Raw genomic sequence first — 24,353 nt, 5'->3', positions numbered from 1 at the left:
TTCGCGGGCAAGTCGGATCGCCGCACCGCTCGCTCCTACAGGGTTCTGCGGGTTTACAGACCTACAACATCCTCAGCCTGCAATCCCTTCTGCCCTTCCACCACCGCATATTCAACCTGCTGACCTTCAGTCAGCGAGCGATGCCCTTCGCCACGGATCGCGCGGTAGTGCACGAACACGTCCACCCCGTCCTGGCGCTGAATGAAGCCATAACCCTTGGCGTCGTTGAACCACTTCACGTTGCCGGTTTCGCGTGTTGCCATCTGTTCATACTCCCTTTTTATTATTGAATGGGCTTTTCGCAGGAAAGCCTTGAGGAACGTCAGCCTGCATCCGACGTCCATTGAAGGGCCCCGGCGACAGACCGCCGAGTATATGACAGGTGCGAAAACTCTCAACAGGAGTTTACTTCGCTGCTTTTTTGCCGATTTTCGATGAATCCGGCACACTATCGACCGCCCGAGCAAACGCTCGGTTTTATTCACTCACGCAGAAGCCGTATGACCCGTTCCCCGTTCCGCCGTCTTGTGTTTGGCACCCTGCGCCGACTGCTGTACCTCTGGGTTCGCTCAGAGACGATCAACCAGTCGTCGTTCACCCTTAACCTCGACCGCAGCCGGCCGGTGTTCTACGTCCTGCAAAATCCTTCGCTGACCGACCTTGCCGTGGTCGATACCGAATGCAGCAAGGCCGGCCTGCCCCGTCCGGTATTGCCGGTAGCGGTGGGTGCGCTGGTGGAGCCCGCCGCGTTCTTTTACCTGACACCGGATCCCGACTGGCTCGGCCGTCAGGACAAACGCGGTGCGCCGCCAACCCTGACCCGTCTGGTCAGCGCCCTGAGCCAGAACGCCGCCGAAGACGCGCAGATCATCCCGGTCAGCGTGTTCTGGGGCCAGTCGCCAGACAGCGAGTCGAGCCCATGGAAGCTGCTGTTCGCCGACAGCTGGGCGGTCACCGGGCGGTTGCGCCGGTTGCTGAGCATCATCGTGCTGGGGCGCAAGACCCGGGTGCAGTTCTCGGCGCCGATCCATCTGCGCGAACTGATCGAACACAACAAGGGCCACGAGCGCACGGTGCGCATGGCCCAGCGGATTCTGCGGGTGCACTTCCGCAATCTGAAAGCCGCGGTGATCGGCCCGGACATTTCCCACCGGCGTAACCTGGTAAAAGGCCTGCTCAACCAGCCGCTGGTCAAGCAAGCGATCCTCGACGAAGCCGAGCGCGAAAACATCTCCCCGGAAAAAGCCAAGGCCCAGGCCTTGCGCTACGGTAACGAAATCGCCTCCGACTACACCTACACCGCGATCCGCTTCATGGAAGTGGTGCTGAGCTGGTTCTGGAACAAGATCTACGACGGGATCAAGGTCAACAACATCGAAGGCGTGCAAAAGGTCGCCCCGGGTTACGAAGTGATCTACGTCCCCTGCCACCGCAGCCACATCGACTACCTGCTGCTGTCCTATCTGCTGTTCCGCAACGGCCTGACCCCGCCGCACATCGCCGCCGGGATCAACCTCAACATGCCGGGGATCGGCGGTCTGTTGCGTCGCGGCGGTGCGTTCTTCATGCGCCGCACCTTCAAGGGCAATCCGCTCTATACCTCGGTGTTCAACGAATACCTGCACACTCTGTTCACCAAAGGTTTCCCGGTCGAGTACTTCGTCGAGGGTGGCCGTTCACGCACCGGGCGCATGCTGCAACCGAAAACCGGGATGCTCGCGATCACGTTGCGCAGCTTCCTGCGCTCGTCGCGCATGCCGATCGTGTTCGTGCCGGTGTACATCGGTTACGAGCGCGTGCTGGAAGGCCGCACCTACCTCGGCGAATTGCGTGGCGCGAGCAAGAAGAAAGAGTCGATCTTCGACATCTTCAAAGTCATCGGCGCGCTCAAACAGCGTTTCGGTCAGGTCGCGGTGAACTTCGGTGAGCCGATCAAACTGGCGGAGTTCCTCGACAGCGAACAGCCAGACTGGCGCCAACAGGCACACGGCCCGCAATTCAAACCGGCCTGGCTCAACGAAACCACCAACCGCCTCGGCGAGAAAGTCGCGCAGCATCTGAACGAAGCGGCGGCGATCAACCCGGTGAATCTGGTAGCCCTGGCGCTGCTGTCCACCAGCCGCCTGGCCCTGGACGATCGCGCCATGGCGCGGGTGCTCGATTTGTATCTGGCGCTGTTGCGCAAGGTTCCCTACTCGCCGCACACCACCCTGCCGGACGGTGACGGCCGCGCGCTGATCGAGCATGTGAAGGACATGAACCTGCTGTCTGAGCAGAACGATGCGCTGGGCAAGATTCTGTACCTGGACGAACAAAACGCCGTCCTGATGACCTACTACCGCAACAACGTGTTGCACATATTCGCGTTGCCGTCGCTGCTGGCGAGTTTCTTCCAGAGCGCGTCGCGCATGAGCCGCGAGCAGATCCTGCGCTACACCCGTGCGCTGTACCCGTACTTGCAATCGGAGCTGTTCATTCGCTGGACACTGGACGAACTCGATGGCGTGATCGATCAGTGGCTCGAAGCCTTCGTCGAGCAAGGCCTGCTGCGTTTCGAGAAGGACGTGTACCTGCGCCCGGCACCAAGTTCGCGGCATTTCGTATTGCTGACGCTGCTGTCGAAAAGCATTGCCCAGACCTTGCAGCGCTTCTACATGACCGTTTCCCTGCTGCTCAACAGCGGCCAGAACAGCATCAGCGCCGAAGAACTGGAAGACCTGTGCACCGTCATGGCCCAGCGCCTGTCGATCCTCCACGGCCTGAACGCCCCGGAGTTCTTCGACAAGAGCCTGTTCCGTCATTTCATCCAGACAATGCTGGACCTCGACGTGCTGCGCCGCGACGAAGCCGGCAAGCTGAGCTACCACGAACTGCTGGGTGAACTGGCCGAAGGCGCCGCCAAGCGGGTGCTGCCAGCGGAGATTCGCTTGTCGATCCGTCAGGTGGCACTGCATCGCAGTGAAGATGCGGCGGACCAAGTCGCGACGGCGGCGCAAACCGACTAAATTTCAACATCGTTCCCAACCTTATTTACGAACAAGGAAGCCACCATGCTCCGCCCTACCCTTCGCTTCGCCGGCCTGTGCGCAGGCTTGATGATCTGCGCCAACGCCCTGGCACTGTCACTCAGTGACCTGTCGCAACAAGACGCCACCGGCGGGCTCAAGGACGCCCTGACCCAAGGCGCGCAGCTGGCCGTCAAACAACTGGGCACACCCGGCGGCTTCAGCAACAACCCGGACGTGAAAATCGAACTGCCGGGAAAACTGGGCAAGGTCGCCAAGAAAATGAAACAGTTCGGCATGGGCGATCAGGTCGATCAACTGGAAACCAGCATGAACAAGGCAGCTGAAGCGGCGGTAACGCAGGCTCAGCCGATTCTGGTGGATGCGGTGAAGAAGATGACCGTGGAAGATGCCAAGGGGATTCTCAGCGGCGGCCAGGATTCGGCCACTCAGTACCTGAGCAAAACCAGCCGCGAACAGATCCGTACCAAGTTCTTGCCGATCGTCAAGCAAGCCACCGACCAGGTGGGTTTGGCTCAGCAATACAACGCGTTCGCCGGGCAAGCCGCGACGCTGGGTGTGCTGGATGCGAAAAATGCCAACATCGAAAGCTACGTCACCGAGCAGGCGTTGAACGGGTTGTTCGAGATGATTGGCAAACAGGAAGAAACCATTCGCAAGAACCCTGCGGCAGCGGCGACCAGTTTGGCGAAGAAAGTTTTCGGCACACTCTAAACCCACTGGCAGCGGGCCTGTGGCGAGGGGGCTTGTCGGAATGCCGCACCGCCACAGGCCCGCTCCCACATGGACTGCACTTGACTGACGGGCATTACCCACCTCCCGCGCCCGATCATCCCTAATGGGCGGCCGTCACAATTTGTCTCATCTTCAGTTATGCTCGCCGTTCGTCGTGAACGCCGGAGCCGCTGATCTTATGTCCCCCACTCGCCTGTTTGTCCCCCTCGCCCTTGCTCTGCTGAGTGCTTGCGCCTCGCAACCGAAACAGAACCTGACCGTGGAAAAACAAAGCGAATGCCCGGCGAAACTGCACAACGGGCAAACCCTGATCCTGACGCTGCCGAGCAACCCGACCACGGGTTACCGCTGGGCGATCCAGGATTCAGCCGGTGGTGTGTTGCGCGCGCTCAGCCCCGAGGTTTACAGCAACCCGGAAGACGCCGGGATCGTCGGCAGTGCCGGCGTCTCGACCTGGCGTTTCCAGGCCTTCGCCACCGGCACTGGCCGCCTGCGGCTGACTTACTCACAACCGTGGGCACCGGAAGTACCGGCGGTGCAAACCTTCGACTGCGCCATCGCGGTTAACTGATCGTGGGCTGGCTGATTCTGGCGCTGATGGGCGCGGTGACCTTTATGTATGGCCTGAGCGTGCATGCCGCGCTGCTCTGCCTGCTGGTCAAACCGATGCCTGTGCTGGCCCTGCTCGGCTGGTTGCACGATGCACCGCCCAGCGCGTATCGGCGCTGGATCAGCCTGGGTTTGATTTTCTCCTTGGTCGGCGATGTGTTGCTGGCATGGCCGCAAGACTTGTTCGTGTTTGGACTTGGAGCATTTTTGCTCGCGCATCTGGCGTATCTGAAGGCTTACTTGAGCGATTGCCGGCGTCTGGCTGTGTTGCCGCTGATCCTCGCCTTCGGCGTGGGTGCCGTGCTGCTGGGGATTCTGATTTCCAATGGCTTGGGGCCGCTGCTGGTCCCGGTGATCGTCTACGGCCTGGCCATCAGCGCCATGCTCTGGCGCGCCCTGGCCCGACTCGGCACCGATGTGCCCAAACGCTCGGCGCTGCTGGCTGCGGCGGGCGCGGTGGCGTTTGTGTGTTCTGACAGCGTGATTGGCATTAACCGGTTTGTGATGCCATTTCATGCCGCGCCTTACGTGACCATCCTGAGTTACTGGCTGGGGCAATGGGGGATTGCGGCGTCGGCGTTCACCCAGCGGCAACGCTAACCCTGTGGCGAGGGGGCTTGCCCCCGTTGGGCTGCGCAGCAGCCCCAACCCAGGCGACACCAACTTCCCAGACAAAACCCACTTACCGGATGACGACTGCTGCGCAGCCGAGCGCGAGCAAGCTCCCTCGCCACAACAGCATGTCTCTGCATTAACCGAGGTTAGTCCGGCGGTTTATCAGCAAACCCGCGCATCCCCGCGCCAAGTTGGCTAAAATGCCGGCCTTTTCCACCTACACCGCTGGAACCGCCGTGAGCAAAGAATCCGATCGCCTTTTCGCCCAGCCTTTGGCCCAGGTGCCTGACTTCGCCTTTAACGAGGATGTGGTGCGGGTGTTCCCGGACATGATCAAGCGCTCGGTGCCGGGTTATCCGACCATCGTTGAAAACCTCGGCGTGCTCGCCGCGCAATTCGCTCAGCCAAACAGCGTGCTCTACGATTTGGGCTCGTCGCTGGGTGCCGTGACCCAGGCCTTGCGCCGCCACGTGCGCACCGACGGCTGCCGCGTCATCGCTGTGGATAACTCCGCGGCCATGGTCGAGCGTTGCCGCGAATACCTCAACGGCCAGGACTCGATGTTCCAGGAGTTGCTGCCGGTGGAAGTGATCGAAGGCGACATCCTTGCCCTGGAATTTCAGCCGGCCTCGGTGGTGGCGCTGAACTTCACCCTGCAATTCATCGCCCCGGACCAGCGCACCGCGCTGCTCGCGCGCATCCGCCAATCGCTGTTGCCCGGTGGCGCGCTGATTCTCTCGGAGAAGCTGCGCTTCAATGACCCCGAAGAACACGCGCTGCTCACTGACCTGCACGTGGCCTTCAAACGCGCCAACGGCTACAGCGAACTGGAAATCGCCCAGAAGCGCAGCGCCATCGAAAATGTCATGAAGCCCGACAGCCTCGAAGAACATCGCGAGCGCCTGTTGGCCGCCGGTTTCTCGAAAGTCGTGCCGTGGTTCCAGTGTCTTAACTTTGCCTCGTTGATTGCCTTGCCATGATTGATTTGTCCCCCCTCGCCCGCCGTCTGGCCGGTACTCCGCTGGCCGAATGGGCCAACACCCTGCAAGTGCAACTCGACAAGAAAATGGAAAAAGGTCACGGCGACCTGGAGCGCTGGCAGAGCGCACTGGATGCATTGCCGAAGATCCAGCCGAGCGAAGTCGACTTGTTGAACGGCCTTAAGCTGGACACCGATTGCGACGATGAAACCCGCGCGCAAATGCGCACCGCGCTGATGGGTTTGTCTCCTTGGCGCAAAGGGCCGTTTGACCTGTTCGGCGTGCATGTCGACACCGAATGGCGCTCGGACTGGAAATGGTCCCGAGTGGCTCCGCATCTGGACCTGAAGGGCAAACGCATCCTCGATGTCGGCTGCGGCAACGGCTATTACATGTGGCGCATGCTCGGTGCCGGGGCCGACAGCGTAATCGGCGTCGACCCCAACTGGCTGTTCTTCTGCCAGTTCCAGGCGGTGCAGCGTTACCTGTCCGAGCCCAATGCCTGGCACCTGCCCTTCCCTTTCGAAGACCTGCCGCCGAACCTGGAAGGGTTCGACACCGTGTTTTCCATGGGCGTGTTTTACCACCGTCGTTCGCCGATCGAGCATTTGCTGGCGCTGAAGGATTGCCTGGTCAAGGGCGGTGAACTGGTGCTGGAGACGCTGGTGATCGAAGGCGATCAACAACAGGTATTGGTGCCGGAAGACCGTTACGCACAGATGCGCAATGTCTGGTTCCTGCCGTCGGTGCCGGCGCTGGAGCTGTGGCTGCGTCGCGCCGGGTTCAGCGATGTGCGTTGCGTGGATGTGAGCATGACCACGGTCGAGGAACAACGCGGGACGGAATGGATGAAGTATCAGTCGTTGAGCGATTTCCTTGATCCGGATGATCACAGCAAAACGATCGAAGGGCTGCCGGCGCCGATGCGTGCGGTGATTGTTGCCCGCAAGTAAAAGCTTCGCGGGCAAGGCGGCCTACCTGTCGCCGCCTAATCCGCTGGCTTGGCCCTACGGGCCTTGAAGAACTCGCTCAACACTGCCCCGCACTCCTCGGCCAACACCCCGCCTTCGTACAGCACCCGGTGATTCAAAAAGCCCTGGGTAAAAAACTGCCCCTGGCTCTGCACAATTCCGGCCTTGGGCTCCAGCGCGCCATACACCACCCGCGCAATCCGCGAATGCACGATCAGCCCGGCGCACATGCTGCACGGCTCCAGCGTCACGTATAGCGTACTGCCCGGCAGGCGATAGTTGCTGGCGGCCTGGGCGGCGGCGCGGATCGCGACCATCTCGGCGTGGGCGCTGGGGTCATTGCCGCTGATCGGGCAATTGAAACCGCGCCCGATGATTTCACCGTCCTGCACCAGCACAGCACCCACCGGCACTTCACCCAGCGCCGCGCCTTCGGCGGCGAGGGCCAGGGCTTCGCGCATGAAATCACGATCACGGCTGCGGTCGATAATTGCCGCGGGGCGTATCTGACGCATCACGCCACCTCGATGGCGGCCATCAGGCCGGTTTCCATGTGGTCGATCACATGGCAGTGGAACATCCAGACGCCCGGGTTATCCGCCACCAGCGCCACTTGCGCGCGCTCGTTCTTGCCCAACAGGTAAGTGTCGGTGAAGTACGGGATAACCTTGTGCCGGTTCGAAGAAATAACCTTGAAGCTCATGCCGTGCAAATGGACCGGGTGCTGATACTGAGTCATGTTTTTCAATTCGAAAATATAGCTTTTGCCCTTTTCGAGCTTGGCAATCGGTCGGTCGGCGCAGGTCTTGTCGGTGATATCCCAGGCCTTGCCGTTGATCTGCCACAGGCTGGGCGGCTTGCCATTGTCGACGTTGACCGACACCGAGCCCACCCATTCAAAATTGAAGTTGAGTTTCTCGGCGTTGGCCAGGTCTGGCTCGGCCACCGGGTTGGCGGGCAGTGCCGGCGGCCACTCGGTCGGCGCGTCGGTATTGGCCACTGAGCGCAAGGTGCCCAGGCGTACCGGACCGTTGCGCAGGGACAGTTCTTCGCCGGCCGGCGGAGCCTTGATTGCCAGGCAAATGCGCATGCCCGGGCCGAGCCAGTATTCCTTGCCCAGTGGGCGCGGTTCAATCGGGTTGCCGTCCAGCGCATAGATCTGCGCTTCGACGCCGGGGATGTTGAGGCGATAAGTCAGGGTGTTGTCGAGGTTGAGCAGGCGTACGCGGGTGATCTGCCCGGCAGGCAAGTCGATCACTGCTTGCGAGATGCCATTGATGGTCGACAGGCGCCCAGCCGTACCGCCACGGGCCGCTTCACGAGGAATGCTGAACGGCACGAAAGCGCCTTCTTCATCGACATGCCAGCTCTTGAGGCTCAAGGTCTTTTCGTACTTGAAACCGGTGGGCTCGCGCTCTTCGATGATCAGCGGACCGACCAGCCCGCGACCGAGTTCTTCGCTGCTGTTCACGTGCGGGTGATACCAATAGCTGCCGGCGTCGGGCACACGGAACTTGTAGTCGAAGTATTCGCCCGGCAGTACCGGCAATTGCGACACGTAGGGCACGCCGTCCATTTCCAGCGGCAGACGGATGCCGTGCCAGTGAATGGTGGTCGCCACTGGCAAGTGGTTGATGAAACGCACCCGCAGCCATTCGCCCTGACGCACGCGCAACTCAGTGCCCGGCGCCGAGGGGCCGAACGCCCAGGCCTCGGTCTTGTGCCCGGTCACCAGTTCGACGTCCAGCGGGGCGGCGATCAGCTCATAGTCGTGGCCGGCCTCAGCGTCGGCCATCTTGCCCAGCCAGTAACGCGACGCGCCACCGGCCCCCACGCCAACCACCACAAGACCGGCCAGACCACCGAGTATTTGTCGACGGGTAAAGGACATGAACTCAACTACCTCACGTATCAGCCACAGGCGCGGTGCCTGCAAAAGGCGAATACGATACACCTGCGGATGAGAAACAGTAAGGGCAACGCGTGGGAACGATCACTGCAAACCGGTGAGCAGATGCACCACTCCACTGTCCAGCATCATCACGCCTGGCACTCCAGCCGCCGTCAACGCCTGCCGATCCATCCGCGCCACATCCCGTAACTCCACCCGCATCCTGGTCAGCGCCACGGGCTGATGCGACTTGAGGTTATCCACACCGCCCAGTGCGGCCACGACATTCGGTGCCAGTCCGGAAACGGCTTGAGCTACCGCTTTCGACTCATCCACCACCAGATCCGGGGTCAACGCTTTCCAGAACGCCCGCTGCATTTTCTCGAACATGCTCAGTTCTCCAGAACCAGTGAAGTATCGACCGTGGCCTCGTGGTGCAGCCGCAATGCCTCGCGTACCTGCCCGGCACTTTCCAGCCCCAGCACTTGCTGGGCGATGGCCTGACAGTCCAGCAGGTCCACTTCGCGAACCGCCGCCTTGATCGCCGGAATCAGCGGCACGCTCACCGACAACTCATCCACGCCAAGCCCCAGCAACAACGGCACCGCCAGATGTTCCGAAGCCAAGGCACCGCACACACCGACCCATTTGCCATGGGCATGGGCAGCTTTCACTGTACCGGCGATCAAGCGCAGCACCGATGGATGAAAGCTATCCGCCTGACTGGCCAGTCGCGGGTGATCGCGGTCCATGGCCAGGGTGTATTGGGTCAGGTCGTTGGTGCCAATGGAGAAGAAATCCACCTCGGGCGCAAACAGATCCGCCATCAGCGCCGCTGCCGGCACTTCGATCATGATCCCCAGTTTCGGCAGTTCCGTGAGCCCTGCTGCCAGCGCTTCCTCTTCAAGCAGCTGACGGGCCAGCCGCAACTCCGACAATTGCGTGACCATCGGCAACATGATGTGCAGCCGAGCCAACCCGGCACTGCTCAGGATCGCCTTGAACTGATCGCGCAACAGCTGCGGACGCTCCAGACACAAACGAATGCCGCGCATGCCCAGGAACGGGTTGGTTTCGCGGTCCATCGGCACGTAGGCCAATGGTTTATCGCCGCCGACATCCAGGGTCCGCACCACCAGACTGCGCGCTGGCCCCAATGCTCGGGCGATAGCGCTGTAGGTGGACGCTTGCTCGTCATGGCTCGGTGCATGGTTGCGATCCAGATACAGAAACTCCGAACGCAACAGACCGACGCCTTCGCCACCCAGTGTCATGGCCTGTTCGGCTTCGGCCAGCGAAGCGATGTTGGCGGTGATTTCAACGTGATGACCATCGCGGGTACAGGCAGCCAGCGCGGCATTTTCCAATTCATATTGCCGGCGTTTCTTTTGTCGCTGACGATTGGCTTGCAACTGCTCGATGGCGGCCAGCTCGGGATCCAGCTGCAACTCGCCCTGGTCGGCATCGAGCAAAACCCGGGTGCCATTGGCCAGTGTCAGCACCTGAACCGGCAAACCGCAGATCGCCGGCAAGCCGAAGGCCCGGGCGAGAATCGCCACGTGGCTGGTGGCGCCACCGCCGACCGTCGCGAACCCCAGCACCTTGCGCGTGTCCAGGCCAGCGGTCTGGGAGGGCGTCAGTTGCTCGGCAATCAGAATCGCCCCTTCCGGCAACTCCATCGCTTGATCCTCTACGCCGAGAATCAACTTGAGCACCCGTTGACCAACGTCGGCCAAATCCGCTGCCCGTTCGGCCAGCAAGGCATTGCCCAGTTTTTTGAACAAGGTAGCCGTCGACTCTGTGGCCGCCCGCCAGGCGAAACCGGCGCTTTTGCCGGCGTCGATCAGTGCCAGGGCCTGATCCAGCAGGCTTGGGTCTTCGAGCAGTTCCTGATGCGCCTTGAAGATATCTGCCTGGGCGTCCCCCGTGGCCTGGTCACGCAACTGCTGCAGGTCCAGGACCGCCGTCGCCAACGCCTGGGACAGGTGCTCGCGCTCAACTTGCGCGCCCCGACCGGATTCAATGACTTCAAGGGTCTGCTGCGCGATCTGCACCACCTGACCAAACGCCGACCCCGCCGATGCACAGACGCCGTGCAGCACCTTCAGCGATGAAGCATCAGCCGCAACCGTTTCAACCTCTGCCATCACCGTCACGGCTTCTCCGCACCCGGCGGCCAACAACTCGACCAGGGTCTTGATCGCCACTTCGGCATCCGCGCCCGCCGCGCTGACTTGCACGATGTCGCCGTGAGCGGTCTGCAACGCCATGATCGCCACCAGGGATTTGGCGTTCGCGCTGTCCTGCTGTTTATGCAGACAAATACTCGCCGAAAAACCTTTCGCCGCCTGGGCAAACACCGCCGCAGGGCGGGCGTGCAAGCCATTGAGATTGGGCAGCGTCAGCGGTTTTGAGAACAGTGCCTCGCCCTCCTCCGGCTCATCGGCCACTACTTCAGACGGATTCAAGCTCAGCAACGGCTGACCGTTTTGCACCACCCCCGTTTCAGGGGCCAGCCAGGTAAACGGCTCGCCGCTGACCACCAGCATCAAGGTCAACAAACTGCGGGCGTTCAAGGCAATGTAATCGGCATCGAACTCGATCAGCGCCTGCCCCCCCTCAACCCGCTGACCTTCCTCCACCAACCGGGTGAAGCCCTTGCCAGCCAGGTTCACAGTGTCGAGGCCAATGTGCATCAACACCTGCACGCCGTTGTCGTCAGTGATGCTGACGGCATGCCCGCTGGCCTGCACATTGCTGATCACTCCAGCCAGCGGTGCGCACAAGGTGGACGTGGTCGGGTCGATGCACAGACCGTCACCGATCACGCGACTGGAAAACACCTGATCGGGCACCTGGTCCAGCGGCATCAGCACGCCGGACAAGGGTGCCAGCAGTTGCAATTGTTGGGGTATGGCCATGACGTCACCTGCTGTTTTGTTCTTTGAAGTGCCGATGGAGCGCGAGGCCCCGACAGCATCGCTTATTTCCACCAGTACTCGACCTGCAATCCGACGTTCGAACCATGCCGCGCCGTGCCAAAGGCACCGGTGTCAGATAACGCCGAACCTGCCGCCAGTTCATTGGCCGCCCGTTTGGCCGCCTCGTTCCAACTGGCATAGGTGTAATACAGACGCACCTCGGGGCGCGCCCAGAATTCCGGGCCCTTGGGTGACCAGGTCGGAGCGATGGTGAACTTGCTCAGTTTGCGCGTGCCGCCTGTGGCCTCGACCTGATCGTGGCCCAGCTCGGTCACCAGTTTGATTTGCTCGGTGATCGCATAGGCCGGGCGAATCCCGAGGGAAATCCAGTTCTGGTCAGCGCCGTCGGGGCGAATGTCCTTCTGATAAACCGCCTCGACCTGCCCGCCGAAGCGCGGCGTCACTTGCCAGTCGAAGAACTCCACCACCCGGTAGCTTTTGCTGCTGTCGTCCAGCTTCACGTTACCGGTATAGCCCAACCCGGTGCCGGGGCCTTCGCCGTACTGAAAGGCCAGTTTGTTCTTGCCGCCCAGAAAGCCCTTCTGCACATGCTGGGTGGTGATCGCCCAGCCACGGTGAGCGTCGCGGCTGTCGGGTTTGTCGATGTAGCTCAAGCCGAACTCCAGCTCACCGCCGGGGTTGGTGTTGAAGCCGGCGACGTTGAAATCGTGACGGTTGATGTAGTCCTTCTGGTACAGGTTGTCCTTGCGCGAGAAGGCGTAGCTGTACTTCAGATCGCCGATCAGCACGTCCTCGATACCGCCGCCGGTGGCGCTCTGGTTCCAGTAGTAGAAGTCGGAAATATGGATGTCGTTACGTTTGTAGTAACGCCGACCGGCCCACAGCGAACCACCATTGAGGCTGGGCATGTTCGACCATTGCGCATACAGCTGCGGCATGCGCACCGAGCCGTTGTCACCGTTGAACGTCAGGTCCTTGTCGTACTGGTTATACAGCGATGCCATGCCGTCGACGCTGAGCACCGAACCATCGTCCAGGGTGTACAGATCCTGGCGCAATTCAAGTTCAGCGTACTGCTCACACTCGTTACCCAAGCGGTATTTGGTCTGCGCTCCCGGTAGCTGGAAACACTGCTGTTTACCGCTGTTAACCGAGGTCCCGACGCCGCTGCGCAAGTAACCGGCGAATTCCAGCGCCTGGGCTGACAGTGGTAACGCCAGGCACACACCCGCCGCTACAAGACTGCGATTTATTGTTGTTTTCAAGAACCACCTCATTATTTTTATTGTGTGATGCAGCAAAACCGGCGCGCAAAACTCCCCCGCGCAGTGTTCTGCGTGTTGTTCGAAACAGTGTTTTTAAATGTTGGTCAGGTGCAGAACGAACGACTCATAGGGCCGTAAAAAGACCTGCCGATGTTGTGGCGGACAGTCCGGGTAATTGCTGATCACCAGACGTTGTGCCATCGCTTCGCTGATCACCTCCGACGGCAGTTCAACTTCGCACGGTGTGCCATAAAAGTTATTCAGCACCAGCAAACGCTCACCATTGCCTTCACGCACGTACGCCCAGATTTGCGTGTGTTCAGGCAACAACTGTCGGTACACACCATCGGACATCAGCGCTTCACTGCGGCGCAGGGCAATCAGCAGACGGTAGTGATGCAGCACCGAGTCCGGGTCGTCGAGTTGGTGGGCGACGTTGATTTGCGCGGCATTGGCCGGCACCCCGATCCACGGTTCGACAGCGCTGAAACCGGCGTTCGGCTCGGCGCTCCAGTGCATCGGCGTGCGGCTGTTGTCCCGAGACTTTTGCATGATCGCCGCCATGTTGTCGGCGTCGGTTGCACCGGCCTCGCGCTTGAGCCGGAAGATGTTCAGAGTCTCGACATCGCGGTACTGATCGATGTGATCGAACCCCGGATTGGTCATGCCCAGCTCTTCGCCTTGATACACAAACGGCGTGCCCTGGAGGAAATGCAGCGCGGTGCCGAGCATCTTCGCCGACACCACCCGATGCTCGCCGTCATCACCAAACCGCGAAACCACCCGCGGCTGGTCGTGGTTACACCAGAACAGCGCGTTCCAGCCACCGCCGGCCTGCATGCCGGTCTGCCAGTCGGAGAGGATGCGCTTGAGTTCGAGGAAATCGAAATCGGCGCGAATCCACTTTTGCAGGTTCGGGTAATCAACCTTCAAGTGATGAAAGTTGAAGGTCATCGACAGCTCTTTCGACTCCGGCCGCGAGTAGCGAATGCAGTGTTCCAGACTGGTGGACGACATCTCGCCGACGTTGATCAGGTCATGACCTTCGAACACTTCGCGGTGCATCTGCTGCAAGTACTCGTGGACGTTCGGGCCATCGGTGTAAAAACGTCGACCGTCAGTGTTGTCCTCAGGGAAATCCGCCGGTTTGGAAATCAGGTTGATCACATCCAGACGGAAACCGCCCACGCCTTTGTCGCGCCAGAACCGCATCATCTTGAAGACTTCAGCGCGCACCCTGGGGTTGTCCCAGTTCAGGTCGGCCTGCGTGTGGTCGAACAAGTGCAGGTAATACTGACCGGTCTGGGCTTCGTACTCCCAAGCCGAACCGCCGAACTTGGATTCCCAGTTGTTCGGCTGGTCGCGCCAGATATAGAAGTCGCGGTAAGGGCTATCGAGGCTGCTTCGGGCCTGCTGGAACCAGGTGTGTTCGATCGAGGTGTGGTTGACCACGATGTCGAGCATCAGCTTGATCCCGCGCTTGGCGGCTTCGGCAATCAGCAACTCGCAGTCAGCCATGGTCCCGTAACTCGGGTCGATGGCGTAGTAATCGCTGATGTCGTAACCGTTGTCACGCTGGGGCGAACGCAGGAACGGCGTAATCCACAGGCAATCGACACCCAGCCAGTGCAGGTAATCGAGCTTGGCCACGACGCCGAGCAAATCCCCCGTGGGGTTGCCGGCGTGGCTGTGAAAACTCTTCGGATAGATCTGGTAGATCACCGAACGTTGCCAGTCTTGCATGGCGGATTCCTTTTTGAATAGGTACTGCGAATGCGATCTATCAGGCGACCCGATACCCGGGCCGGACAATCTTCATGCTCAACCCGCAGGTCAAAACAAACGGCACGACCATGGCAATCACCATCCCGACCACGAACATCGGAATGAACTGCGGGATGATCGAGATGAAACCGGGCAAGCCGCCAACGCCGATCGCCGAGGCCTGGACCTTGTTCAGCGACAGGAAGATGCAGCCCAGGGCCGAGCCGATCAGGGCCGCATAGAACGGAAACTTGTAGCGCAGGTTGACCCCGAACATGGCCGGCTCGGTGATGCCGAAGTAGGCAGAAATCGCCGAGGTCGAGGCCATGCTTTTGTCCCGCACACTGCGGGTCATGTAGAACACCCCCAATGCCGCGCTGCCTTGTGCGAGGTTGGACATGACGATCATCGGCCAGATGAACGTGCCACCCTGGGTGGAGATCAGTTGCAGGTCGACCGCCAGAAACATGTGGTGCATGCCAGTGATCACCAGCGGTGCGTAGAGCAGGCCGAAAATCGCCCCGCCAACCATCGGCGCCAGGTCGAACAGGGTGACCACGCCTTCAGTGATGAGAATCCCCAGATGGCGGGTCACCGGACCAATTACCGCCAGCGCCAGCACACCGGTGACGACGATGGTGGTGATCGGCACCACCAGCAGTTGAATGGCGTTCGGCACCCGTGCCCGCAACCACTTTTCGATGACGCTCATCACATAGGCCGCCAGCAGGATCGGCAGGATCTGGCCCTGATAACCGACTTTCTCGATCTGGAACACACCGAGGATGTCGAAGTACGGCAAGCTCTGCCCCTCAAGCCCGGCCACCGCTTTGCCGTAGTTCCAGGCGTTGAGCAGATCCGGGTGCACCAGCATCAGGCCGAGCACAATGCCGAGGATTTCGCTGCCGCCAAAGCGCTTGGCCGCCGACCAGCCCACCAGCGCCGGGAGGAACACGAAGGACGTGTTGGCCATCAGGTTGATCAGGCTCCAGAGCCCGTCCAGCGTCGGATAGGCGTCCAGCAGGGTCTTGCCCTCGATGAACATGCCCTTGGCGCCGATCAGGTTGTTGATGCCCATCAGCAGGCCGGCAATGATCAGCGCCGGGAGAATCGGCATGAATACGTCGGAAAACACCCGCACCAGTCGCTGCATGGCGTTGATCTTGTCGGCGCTTTTCTGTTTGACGTCGGCGATGGTCGAGACGGCGAGACCGGTCTGTCGGCGCAGCTCGGCGTAGACCTTTTCCACTTCGCCAGGGCCGATCACCACCTGGAACAGGCCGCCGGTATAGAACGAACCCTTGACCAGATCGATCCGGTTCAGCGTGGCGCTGTCGACCAGGCTCGGGTCCTTGAGGGCCAGGCGCAGCCGTGTGACACAGTGCGCGGCCTGCTCGAGGTTGTCGCTGCCACCGAGGCTGTGCAGCAGCTCGGTGACGATGTTCGGATAGTCATGGCTCATGCTTGTTCTTCCGCTGTAGTTTTTTGTTATTGGCAGCACGCCGAAGCGAAAAATACTCGTCTGTACGAGTTAAAGCAACAACTCGTACAGACGAGTTTGATTTTGTTTATCCTGAACCCGACAGGCGGCGATATTTCCTACCCCCTAAGTCAAAGAAACCCAAAGCCGCATGGACAAACCCCTACCCTGCCCTTAAGGTTCAAAACCTTGAGCACAACGCGGCACAGAGCCATCCCCATGAGTAAATACAACCAGATCTACAGCGATCTGCTTGCCAGCATTACCACCGAACGTCTGGAACGCGGCGCCCGATTGCCTTCCGAAACCGAACTGATGGACAGCTATCAAGCCAGTCGCGGCACCGTGCGCAAGGCCATCGAGCAATTGCAGGAGCGCGGTTTCGCCCAGAAAGTCCATGGCAAAGGCACCTTCGTGCTGTCCACCAACCCGATCGAGTTTCAGCTCGGCGGCATCGTCAGCTTCCAGGAAACCTACCCGCGACTGGGCAACGACGTCAGCACCGAAGTGGTCGAATTCACCCAGATTCCTCTCGAAGGCCCGCTGCTCGAACACATCAAGGCGGCTGAGGGCAGCGTGATCACGCGGATCAAGCGCGTGCGGCGGATCGACGGCAAACGCGTGATCCTGGACATCAACCATTTCGTCAGCGACGTGATTCCCGGCTTGTCCCGCGAAATCGCCGAGCACTCGATCTATGCCTTCATCGAGCAAACCCTGCAACTGCAGATCGCCTATGCCCAGCGCACCATCGAAGCGGTGCCGCGCAGCAAGGACGACCAGCAACACCTGGACCTCGACGGCCAGAGCCATGTGATTGTGGTCAGCAACCAGACGTTCCTGCAGGACGGCCGCCAGTTCGAGTACACCGAATCGCGGCATACCCTCGACAAGTTCTACTTTTCGGATGTGGCACGGCGCTGACCCTACACGTTCCAGAATCGTGTTTGTACATAACTATGTAGTGCACCTCCCTCGAGCAAATGGGCAATCCTCTCAGCCCATTTCTCAAGGAGCGAGAACATGCCTACCGATCAAACAAGTGAAACGCTGCCCGATACCGCAGACAAACAGCACCTGCTGACCATCGCACCCGTCATCGTGACTGCCTGTCCCGATTTGCACGAAGAAGCCCATGTGATGGCCACTGAAATCCTGAAAAAACACGGCATTACCGGCCTGGACCCGGATCAGGTCTGGTGGCATCGCTTTGGCAATGTCACGGCCAGCAGCACCCAGACCTTCCTGGGCTGGGAGCATTACCCTAAACCCAGTCAGTCAATGACCCTGACGCAGCTGGTGATTCATCGGTACTACGTCACTGATCAGGACTATTTCGATCAGCTGGACTGTTACGGCGGGTTTTACACCGCCGACGCAACCGCCAGCATTTACAACGAAACCAACGAAGTCCGGATGTACCCCAGCGCAGTGCTCAAGGATTTCTGGCACGAGACCTTCAGTGACCGTTACCGGGACAAGCTGAACGCCTACTGGAGCGCGCATTTCGATGACTACCGGACCTTGGCGAAATGCAACTATCTGAGTAAAGCCATCGAGGCGCGGGAAAACGGTACGCTGCAGGAGGAAGAGTTCCAAACCGTCATCCGGGCCGTCGCCGCTGACAAATGCTGGCCGATCTCCCTGGAGACCTTGCGTGCGCAAACCTCTGCACCAGCAGATCTGCGGGTGTGCGCCCTGGACGTCGCCGGGCATGTCGCCACGGATATTCTGCGTATCGATGACGGTAGCGGACGGCAAATCACCTATGTCCCGGGGGCCACAGAAGCGTTTCACGTGCACCCGACGTTGACGGACATGCACTGGTGGATCCTGCTGCAAATGAATGATGACGCGCGCTATACCGAGTTCATGACTCACTTCCCGCTGTCGGTGCGTCAGGAGATCCACGACAACATTACGCCCCTGATGAACCAGTTGGTGGGCACGTGGGGCAAATACGATCACCATCTGATCAATCAGAAAAACATCACCATCAGTGGTGACGCGTTCTCCTGGTTGAGCCGTAATGTGCAGAGCGCAATGTCGCAAGAGGCCGATCTGTCTCTGGTAACCAACGGACAACTGCGTAAAGGCATGTGGCTGGGTTACCTGAGCGCCGGTCTGCACGTCTTCGGGCCGCTGGCGCTGCTCGGCTGGCCGATTGCACTGCCGGTGATTGGCGCCAGCATCGCCTCAATGGGCTTGAACATCGACAAGGCCGTGAACGGCAAAACGGTGGCGGAGCGCAAGGCCGGCGTAAAAGGCGCCGTACTGGCTGGAATCAACCTTCTGTTCAACCTTCCGCTGCTCAAGGAGGTCGATGTTCTGGAAGAGGTCGGCGCTTCGGCCGAGGCCGCCGAAGCCGCCGAAATGGCCAGCCTGCGGGAGGCCAACAATCCTGCCGAACCGATCGGTACGCAAGAACAGGAGTTGTCCGACGGTTCAGAGCGCGCAACCACTCAACTTCCAGAGTTCATCCCCCTGAAACCGGTGCCGGCACAGGACCTTGAAGTACCGGAGCACTGGCAAAGTAACGAGATTCTGGAAAGTGAGGCGCCACTTGCCACCAGCGGCAAGTTCCAGGGCATCTACTCGCTCAACTCCAACCCCTCGACTGCCATCATGATGAACGACGCAGCCTATTACGTGCGTTACGAAACCGACATCAACGGCGGTGGCACCTGGGCCATCATCGACCCGGCAAACCCTCACGCGTCCTCAGGATCGATCCCCGTGCGTTTGAACGCCGATGGCGAGTGGGAGTTGACGCCCAAATCCGGTTTGAAGGGTGGTGGCAACGACGACCTCGCCGCTGTTCCGGGTCCTTCCCGGTTTCCCGACCATGTCCGACCACCGGAATCATTTAGCGTGCCCTCGACGAAGTACGACACCTCCAATGGGCGGTCGCTCAACTTCCTGGGGCTAGGTAAGAAAGAAACGCACATAAAAATAATCAACCTTCCCAACGGACGCATACAAGGGGTGACACCCTATGAAGAGTTCGTCGCGGGACATCGCACAGCTCTATTGAGAGATGCTCGTGCTTTCTTCTCCAAAGAAAACTTTTTTGCCTCATTGCCGACACGCCCGGTACAACCCGTCATCACGCCGTCGATGACTGTCCCGGAACTCATTCAGGAAATATTCGATGCTTCGCCGGGATTAGTGATTGGAGAAAGCCAGGATCGTATTGCCAGCATGCGGTTCCTCATCGAGAACATGCAGACGTTGGCCAGGCAAGGCGTCAAGACGATCTATATGCATCGCTTGCTCAATGACTTCAATCAAATGGACCTGAATATTTTCGGCAGAGGCGCAAAGATGGACGGCATGCTCGAAAAGTATTTGAAACAGTTACAAAGCGATCCTGCCGGGCAGTTCACCCCTCTTGAGGTCGTCAAGGTGGCTCGCGAGAACGGTATCCGGATCCAGTCGACCGATTGCCTGGCAAGTTACCGATATCCAGAATCGTCCCTCATTGATGTTCAGGAACAATCCATTAAAAACTACCTCACCACCACGATCATGCGTGCCAATGAAGCGCTTGGCAGATCAGGTAAATGGGTCGTGCTGACGGGCCAGGAAAACACCAATACCTTTAGAGGCATTGCCGGCCTCAGTGAAATGAATGGCGGTATCGGCTTGCGTATCGAGGAAGTACTTCCCGAGCGCAGCCTGCATATGGAGATAGACCACGGCATAGAGGTGGGCCGCAATGCCAGCCCGCCCCCCGTTAACTTTCATGGAGATTTCGACACCTTGTATGCCGATATCCACCTGCAAGTACCGATGCCCATGCTGCAACGAACCCCGGACGAAATCGCTCAACTGCTGTTCCGCCAGGGAATGTTCACTTTCAAGGAATCTGACGGAACCTGGACATTGGTCCATCGCAGCAGAACCGGCCTGATCACAGAGACTCTGGTTGAACGAACGGCCGATGGGCAATACCTGGTCAATCGCCCCGCCTGGACTGACATCCATCAAAAACCTTACCCCAACCTGATCAGCCTTTCCCATGCGCTCACCGGCATGGGCATGAAACTCGAAGGACGCTTGCCAGTGTAGGGAAACACCGCACCGTGAAACGCGAAAGGCCCCGTGAACTCACATTCACGGGGCCTTTCGGTTGTTACCGACGATCAGTCAGAGCGGGATCACTCCCACTCAATCGTCGCTGGCGGCTTGCTCGACACGTCATAGGTGACGCGGGAGATGCCTTCGATTTCATTGATGATACGACCGCTGACGGTTTCCAGCAGTTCGTAAGGCAGGTGTGCCCAACGCGCGGTCATGAAGTCGATGGTTTCCACGGCACGCAGGGCAACGACCCAGGCGTAACGACGGCCATCGCCGACAACGCCAACCGATTTCACCGGCTGGAACACTACGAACGCCTGGCTGACCTTGTGGTACCAGTCGGCCTTGCGCAGTTCTTCGATGAAGATGTGGTCGGCACGACGCAGCAGGTCGGCGTATTCCTTCTTCACTTCACCGAGGATCCGCACGCCCAGGCCCGGACCCGGGAACGGGTGACGGTAGACCATGTCGTACGGCAGGCCGAGTTCCAGGCCCAGACGACGGACTTCGTCCTTGAACAGCTCGCGCAGCGGTTCAACCAGCTTGAGGTTCATTTCTTCCGGCAGGCCACCCACGTTGTGGTGCGACTTGATCACGTGCGCCTTGCCGCTTTTCGCGCCAGCCGACTCGATCACGTCCGGGTAGATGGTGCCCTGGGCCAGGTACTTGATGTTGTCCAGCTTGCAGGATTCGGCATCGAACACATCGATGAAGGTACGGCCGATGATCTTGCGCTTCTTCTCTGGATCGGACTCGCCAGCCAAGTTGTTGAGGAACTGGTCCTCGGCGTTGGCGCGGATCACTTTGACGCCCATGTTCTCGGCGAACATGGCCATCACTTGCTCGCCTTCGTGCAGACGCAGCAGGCCGTTGTCGACGAACACGCAGGTCAGCTGATCGCCAATGGCCTTGTGCAGCAGCGCGGCAACCACCGAGGAGTCCACGCCGCCGGACAGGCCGAGCAGTACGTTGTCGGTGCCAACCTGGGCACGGACCTGGGCGATGGCATCTTCGGCAATCTTCGACGGCGTCCACAGGGCTTCACAGCCACAGATGTCGAGGATGAAGCGCGACAGGATGCGACCGCCCTGCTTGGTGTGGGTCACTTCCGGGTGGAACTGCACGCCGTAGTAGGCACGGTCATCGTTGAACATACCGGCAATCGGGCAGCTCGGGGTGCTGGCCAGGATGTGGAAGTCTTCCGGCATCTTGGTGACCTTGTCACCGTGGCTCATCCATACGTCGAGGCCGAACAGGCCATCGGCGTCGATATGGTCTTCGATGCCGTCGAGCAGGCGGCTCTTGCCGACCACGTCGACACGGGCGTAACCGAACTCACGCAGGTCGGAACCTTCAACCTTGCCGCCCAGTTGCTCGGCCATGGTCTGCATGCCATAGCAGATACCGAAGACTGGCACGCCCAGGTCAAACACCGCTTGCGGGCAGCGAGGGCTGTCGGCTTCGTGCACGGACTCGGGGCCGCCGGCGAGGATCACACCTTTTGGAGCGAATTCGCGAATGGCTTCCTCGTCCATGTCGAACGGATGCAGTTCGCAGTAAACGCCGATTTCACGCACGCGGCGGGCGATCAGTTGGGTGTACTGGGAACCGAAGTCGAGGATCAGGATGCGGTGAGCGTGAATGTCGAGGGCCATGATTCAGTCTCGTCTAAGTAATTCAGAAACAGTCGTGATTCAGAAACAACTCGGGGCTGAATAGAACAGCCCCGGTTGCTTAACGATTTGCTTGAAGCCTCAACCTACGCGGTAGTTTGGCGCTTCTTTGGTGATCTGTACGTCGTGGACGTGGGACTCGGCCATGCCAGCACCGGTGATCCGCACGAACTCAGGCTTGGTGCGCATTTCTTCGATGTCGGCGCTGCCGGTGTAACCCATCGAGGAACGCAGGCCGCCCATCAGTTGATGGATGATGGCGCTCAGGGTGCCCTTGTAAGGAACACGCCCTTCGATACCTTCCGGAACCAGCTTCTCGGCACCCGCGGAGGAGTCCTGGAAGTAACGGTCGGAGGAACCTTGAGCCTGGGACATGGCGCCCAGCGAACCCATGCCGCGATAAGCCTTGTACGAACGGCCCTGGAACAGTTCGATCTCGCCTGGCGCTTCTTCAGTACCGGCGAACATCGAGCCCATCATCACGCAGGAGGCGCCCGCCACGATGGCCTTGGACAGGTCACCGGAGAAACGGATGCCGCCGTCGGCGATCAACGGAACACCGGTGCCTTCAAGGGCAGCGGCGACGTTGGCGATGGCACTGATTTGCGGGACGCCGACACCGGCGACGATACGGGTGGTGCAGATCGAGCCTGGGCCGATACCGACCTTGACTGCGTCAGCGCCGGCTTCGGCCAGGGCCTTGGCGGCAGCGCCGGTGGCGATGTTGCCGCCGATGACCTGCACTTCAGGGAAGTTCTGCTTGACCCAGCGAACGCGGTCGATCACACCTTTGGAGTGACCGTGGGCAGTGTCGACCACCACCACGTCAACACCGGCATGGACCAGGGCAGCTACACGGTCACCGGTGTCTTTACCGGTACCGACTGCAGCGCCAACGCGCAGACGACCTTGATCGTCCTTGCTGGCCAGCGGATAAGCCTTGGCTTTTTCGATGTCGTTGACGGTCATCATGCCTTTGAGGGCAAATTTGTCGTCGACGATCAGCACGCGCTCGATGCGGTGCTTGTGCAGCAATTCACGCACATCGTTCTTGTTGGCGCCTTCCTTGACCGTGACCAGACGCTCTTTAGGCGTCATCACTTCACGGACACTGACGTCCATGCGGTTTTCGAAACGCACGTCACGGGAAGTGACGATGCCGACCAGGTCGCCATCGTGCAGTACCGGAACGCCGGAGATGTTGTGCAGGCGGGTCAGTTCGAACAGTTCACGCACCGTGGCATCGGCCTCGATGGTGATCGGGTCCTTGACCACACCGGCTTCGTAACGCTTGACCTTGCGCACTTCGGCAGCTTGCTGCTCGATGGTCATGTTCTTGTGGATGATGCCGATGCCACCTTCCTGAGCCATGGCGATTGCCAGACGGGCTTCAGTAACGGTGTCCATAGCGGCGGAAACCAGTGGAATATTCAGCTCGATGCCACGGGTAAGGCGGGTCTTGAGACTGACTTCGTTAGGAAGCACCTCGGAATAACCGGGCACTAGGAGAATGTCGTCGAATGTCAGAGCTTCTTGGCTGATACGCAGCATCGCGGGGGCTCCCGAGCGGGAAAATGGAAGCGCGCCATTATAGTCAGACACCCCCTCGGGTTCAATGTAAAACTCTGTCTATTATTGGCATTACTGACATACGGAGAAACATTGTCCCCCATAGGGGACCAACGCCGGCATTTAGAGTTCGACTTTGACCCAACTCACGGGCTGATCCAGCCAATCGGCAAACTCATCGATAAAGTCCTGCTTGAACCCGGCCTCGAGCCAATTGTTGAAGATGAACCCCAGGTTGGAAAAGCCGCATTCCTGCAAAAACAGAAAGCCGTTGATGTCGTCTTCATGCCCGCATTCAGGGCAGGTGAAGTTATCGGTGCGCCCCGGCATCCAGTCTTCCAGGCTTTCGAACAGCGCTTCGCCGATCTCCTTGCGGCACTCGGCGCAGCCGGCTTCTTCGAGAAAACCCTTGGCCGGTGTATAGATGCAACGCTTGGTGATGATCTCCAGCCCATTGATCGGCTCGCCGAACGGCAGCGCTTCAGGGTGCAGGACCACGGCGCGGGCGCCGTCGGCGATGGCGTGGGCCATGTGATTGCCAGTGCGGCCACAGGTGGTCAGCTCTTCTTTTATGATGTTCTTGCGCACCAGCCACCGCACGACCGCCCGGGCCCGAGGTTCGTGTACCGGCAGTGTGGAGATTTTCGGGACAATGATGCTTTGCGAATTCATGGTGCAAGCCTACTGCGTCAAATGGATGTTGCTGCGGTGCGCCGATTGTCAGGGCGGCCGGCAGCTTAATCCCTGACG

Annotated in this window: 19 protein-coding genes; 8 read left to right on the top strand and 11 right to left on the bottom strand. The window is 59.8% G+C overall.

Translation table 11 applies throughout. The features are described 5' to 3' along the window. Positions 1 to 53 precede the first annotated feature (53 nt). Entirely contained in the window at positions 54 to 263 is a 210-nt protein-coding gene (locus AC07VO_RS15800) for a cold shock domain-containing protein (protein ID WP_007940478.1), read from the bottom strand. 237 nt (positions 264 to 500) lie between these two features. Here AC07VO_RS15800 and plsB point away from each other — a divergent pair, with 237 nt between their 5' ends. From plsB to cmoB, 6 genes are all read left to right on the top strand, one after another. Next, positions 501 to 3,005 carry a glycerol-3-phosphate 1-O-acyltransferase PlsB gene (gene plsB / locus AC07VO_RS15795; protein WP_064621350.1) on the top strand — a complete coding sequence of 835 codons (2,505 nt, stop codon included), beginning with the start codon at positions 501 to 503 and terminating at the stop codon, positions 3,003 to 3,005. A 45-nt stretch (positions 3,006 to 3,050) separates the two neighbouring features. After that, positions 3,051 to 3,740: a DUF4197 domain-containing protein gene (locus AC07VO_RS15790; protein ID WP_007940472.1), complete on the top strand. Its 690-nt coding sequence runs from the start codon at positions 3,051 to 3,053 to the stop codon at positions 3,738 to 3,740. 199 nt (positions 3,741 to 3,939) lie between these two features. Then, positions 3,940 to 4,332: a protease inhibitor I42 family protein gene (locus AC07VO_RS15785; RefSeq protein ID WP_018927036.1), complete on the top strand. Its 393-nt coding sequence runs from the start codon at positions 3,940 to 3,942 to the stop codon at positions 4,330 to 4,332. Between the two features lie 2 nt (positions 4,333 to 4,334). Continuing rightward, the gene (locus tag AC07VO_RS15780; RefSeq protein WP_086944756.1) at positions 4,335 to 4,970 is read left to right on the top strand and encodes a lysoplasmalogenase; all 636 of its coding nucleotides are present in this window, start codon (positions 4,335 to 4,337) and stop codon (positions 4,968 to 4,970) included. A 215-nt stretch (positions 4,971 to 5,185) separates the two neighbouring features. Continuing rightward, positions 5,186 to 5,965 carry a carboxy-S-adenosyl-L-methionine synthase CmoA gene (gene cmoA, locus AC07VO_RS15775; RefSeq protein ID WP_018927038.1) on the top strand — a complete coding sequence of 260 codons (780 nt, stop codon included), beginning with the start codon at positions 5,186 to 5,188 and terminating at the stop codon, positions 5,963 to 5,965. Then, positions 5,962 to 6,918 carry a tRNA 5-methoxyuridine(34)/uridine 5-oxyacetic acid(34) synthase CmoB gene (cmoB, locus tag AC07VO_RS15770; protein WP_007940467.1) on the top strand — a complete coding sequence of 319 codons (957 nt, stop codon included), beginning with the start codon at positions 5,962 to 5,964 and terminating at the stop codon, positions 6,916 to 6,918. The genes cmoA and cmoB overlap by 4 nt, the downstream gene beginning before the upstream one ends. A gap of 35 nt (positions 6,919 to 6,953) precedes the next feature. Here the strand turns inward: cmoB and tadA are convergent, their stop codons facing one another. From tadA to treP, 7 genes are all read right to left on the bottom strand, one after another. Continuing rightward, positions 6,954 to 7,451, bottom strand: a complete 498-nt coding sequence (tadA, locus tag AC07VO_RS15765) for a tRNA adenosine(34) deaminase TadA (RefSeq protein ID WP_018927040.1) — start codon at positions 7,449 to 7,451, stop codon at positions 6,954 to 6,956. Beyond that, a complete protein-coding gene (locus tag AC07VO_RS15760) occupies positions 7,451 to 8,827 on the bottom strand; it encodes a multicopper oxidase family protein (protein ID WP_086944754.1) in 1,377 nt (458 codons plus the stop codon). The genes tadA and AC07VO_RS15760 overlap by 1 nt, the downstream gene beginning before the upstream one ends. A gap of 102 nt (positions 8,828 to 8,929) precedes the next feature. Continuing rightward, a complete protein-coding gene (locus AC07VO_RS15755; protein WP_086944753.1) occupies positions 8,930 to 9,217 on the bottom strand; it encodes a PTS sugar transporter subunit IIB in 288 nt (95 codons plus the stop codon). Positions 9,218 to 9,219: 2 nt separating this feature from the next. After that, entirely contained in the window at positions 9,220 to 11,748 is a 2,529-nt protein-coding gene (gene ptsP / locus AC07VO_RS15750; protein WP_086944752.1) for a phosphoenolpyruvate--protein phosphotransferase, read from the bottom strand. Positions 11,749 to 11,810: 62 nt separating this feature from the next. Beyond that, entirely contained in the window at positions 11,811 to 13,034 is a 1,224-nt protein-coding gene (locus AC07VO_RS15745) for a maltoporin (protein WP_086944751.1), read from the bottom strand. Positions 13,035 to 13,127: 93 nt separating this feature from the next. After that, entirely contained in the window at positions 13,128 to 14,777 is a 1,650-nt protein-coding gene (gene treC, locus AC07VO_RS15740) for an alpha,alpha-phosphotrehalase (protein ID WP_086944750.1), read from the bottom strand. A 40-nt stretch (positions 14,778 to 14,817) separates the two neighbouring features. Beyond that, positions 14,818 to 16,260, bottom strand: a complete 1,443-nt coding sequence (treP, locus tag AC07VO_RS15735) for a PTS system trehalose-specific EIIBC component (RefSeq protein WP_064620096.1) — start codon at positions 16,258 to 16,260, stop codon at positions 14,818 to 14,820. Positions 16,261 to 16,497: 237 nt separating this feature from the next. On the opposite strand from treP, the gene treR reads away from it, so the two are divergent. Further along, the gene (gene treR, locus AC07VO_RS15730; RefSeq protein ID WP_018927047.1) at positions 16,498 to 17,202 is read left to right on the top strand and encodes a trehalose operon repressor; all 705 of its coding nucleotides are present in this window, start codon (positions 16,498 to 16,500) and stop codon (positions 17,200 to 17,202) included. A gap of 99 nt (positions 17,203 to 17,301) precedes the next feature. Next, the gene (locus tag AC07VO_RS15725) at positions 17,302 to 20,349 is read left to right on the top strand and encodes a membrane-targeted effector domain-containing toxin (RefSeq protein ID WP_086944749.1); all 3,048 of its coding nucleotides are present in this window, start codon (positions 17,302 to 17,304) and stop codon (positions 20,347 to 20,349) included. Between the two features lie 89 nt (positions 20,350 to 20,438). Here the strand turns inward: AC07VO_RS15725 and guaA are convergent, their stop codons facing one another. The 3 genes from guaA to AC07VO_RS15710 form a co-directional block, all read right to left on the bottom strand. Then, on the bottom strand, positions 20,439 to 22,016 hold the full coding sequence (gene guaA, locus AC07VO_RS15720) for a glutamine-hydrolyzing GMP synthase (RefSeq protein WP_018927049.1): 1,578 nt from the start codon (positions 22,014 to 22,016) through the stop codon (positions 20,439 to 20,441). 99 nt (positions 22,017 to 22,115) lie between these two features. Beyond that, positions 22,116 to 23,585 carry an IMP dehydrogenase gene (gene guaB / locus AC07VO_RS15715; RefSeq protein WP_018927050.1) on the bottom strand — a complete coding sequence of 490 codons (1,470 nt, stop codon included), beginning with the start codon at positions 23,583 to 23,585 and terminating at the stop codon, positions 22,116 to 22,118. Positions 23,586 to 23,726: 141 nt separating this feature from the next. Then, positions 23,727 to 24,275 (bottom strand): hypothetical protein, encoded by a 549-nt coding sequence (locus AC07VO_RS15710; protein WP_018927051.1) that lies wholly within the window; start codon positions 24,273 to 24,275, stop codon positions 23,727 to 23,729. Positions 24,276 to 24,353: the final 78 nt, after the last annotated feature.

The organism is Pseudomonas sp. GW821-FHT03E01, assembly GCF_059420765.1.
This window is presented reverse-complemented; position numbering and strand designations above follow the sequence as displayed.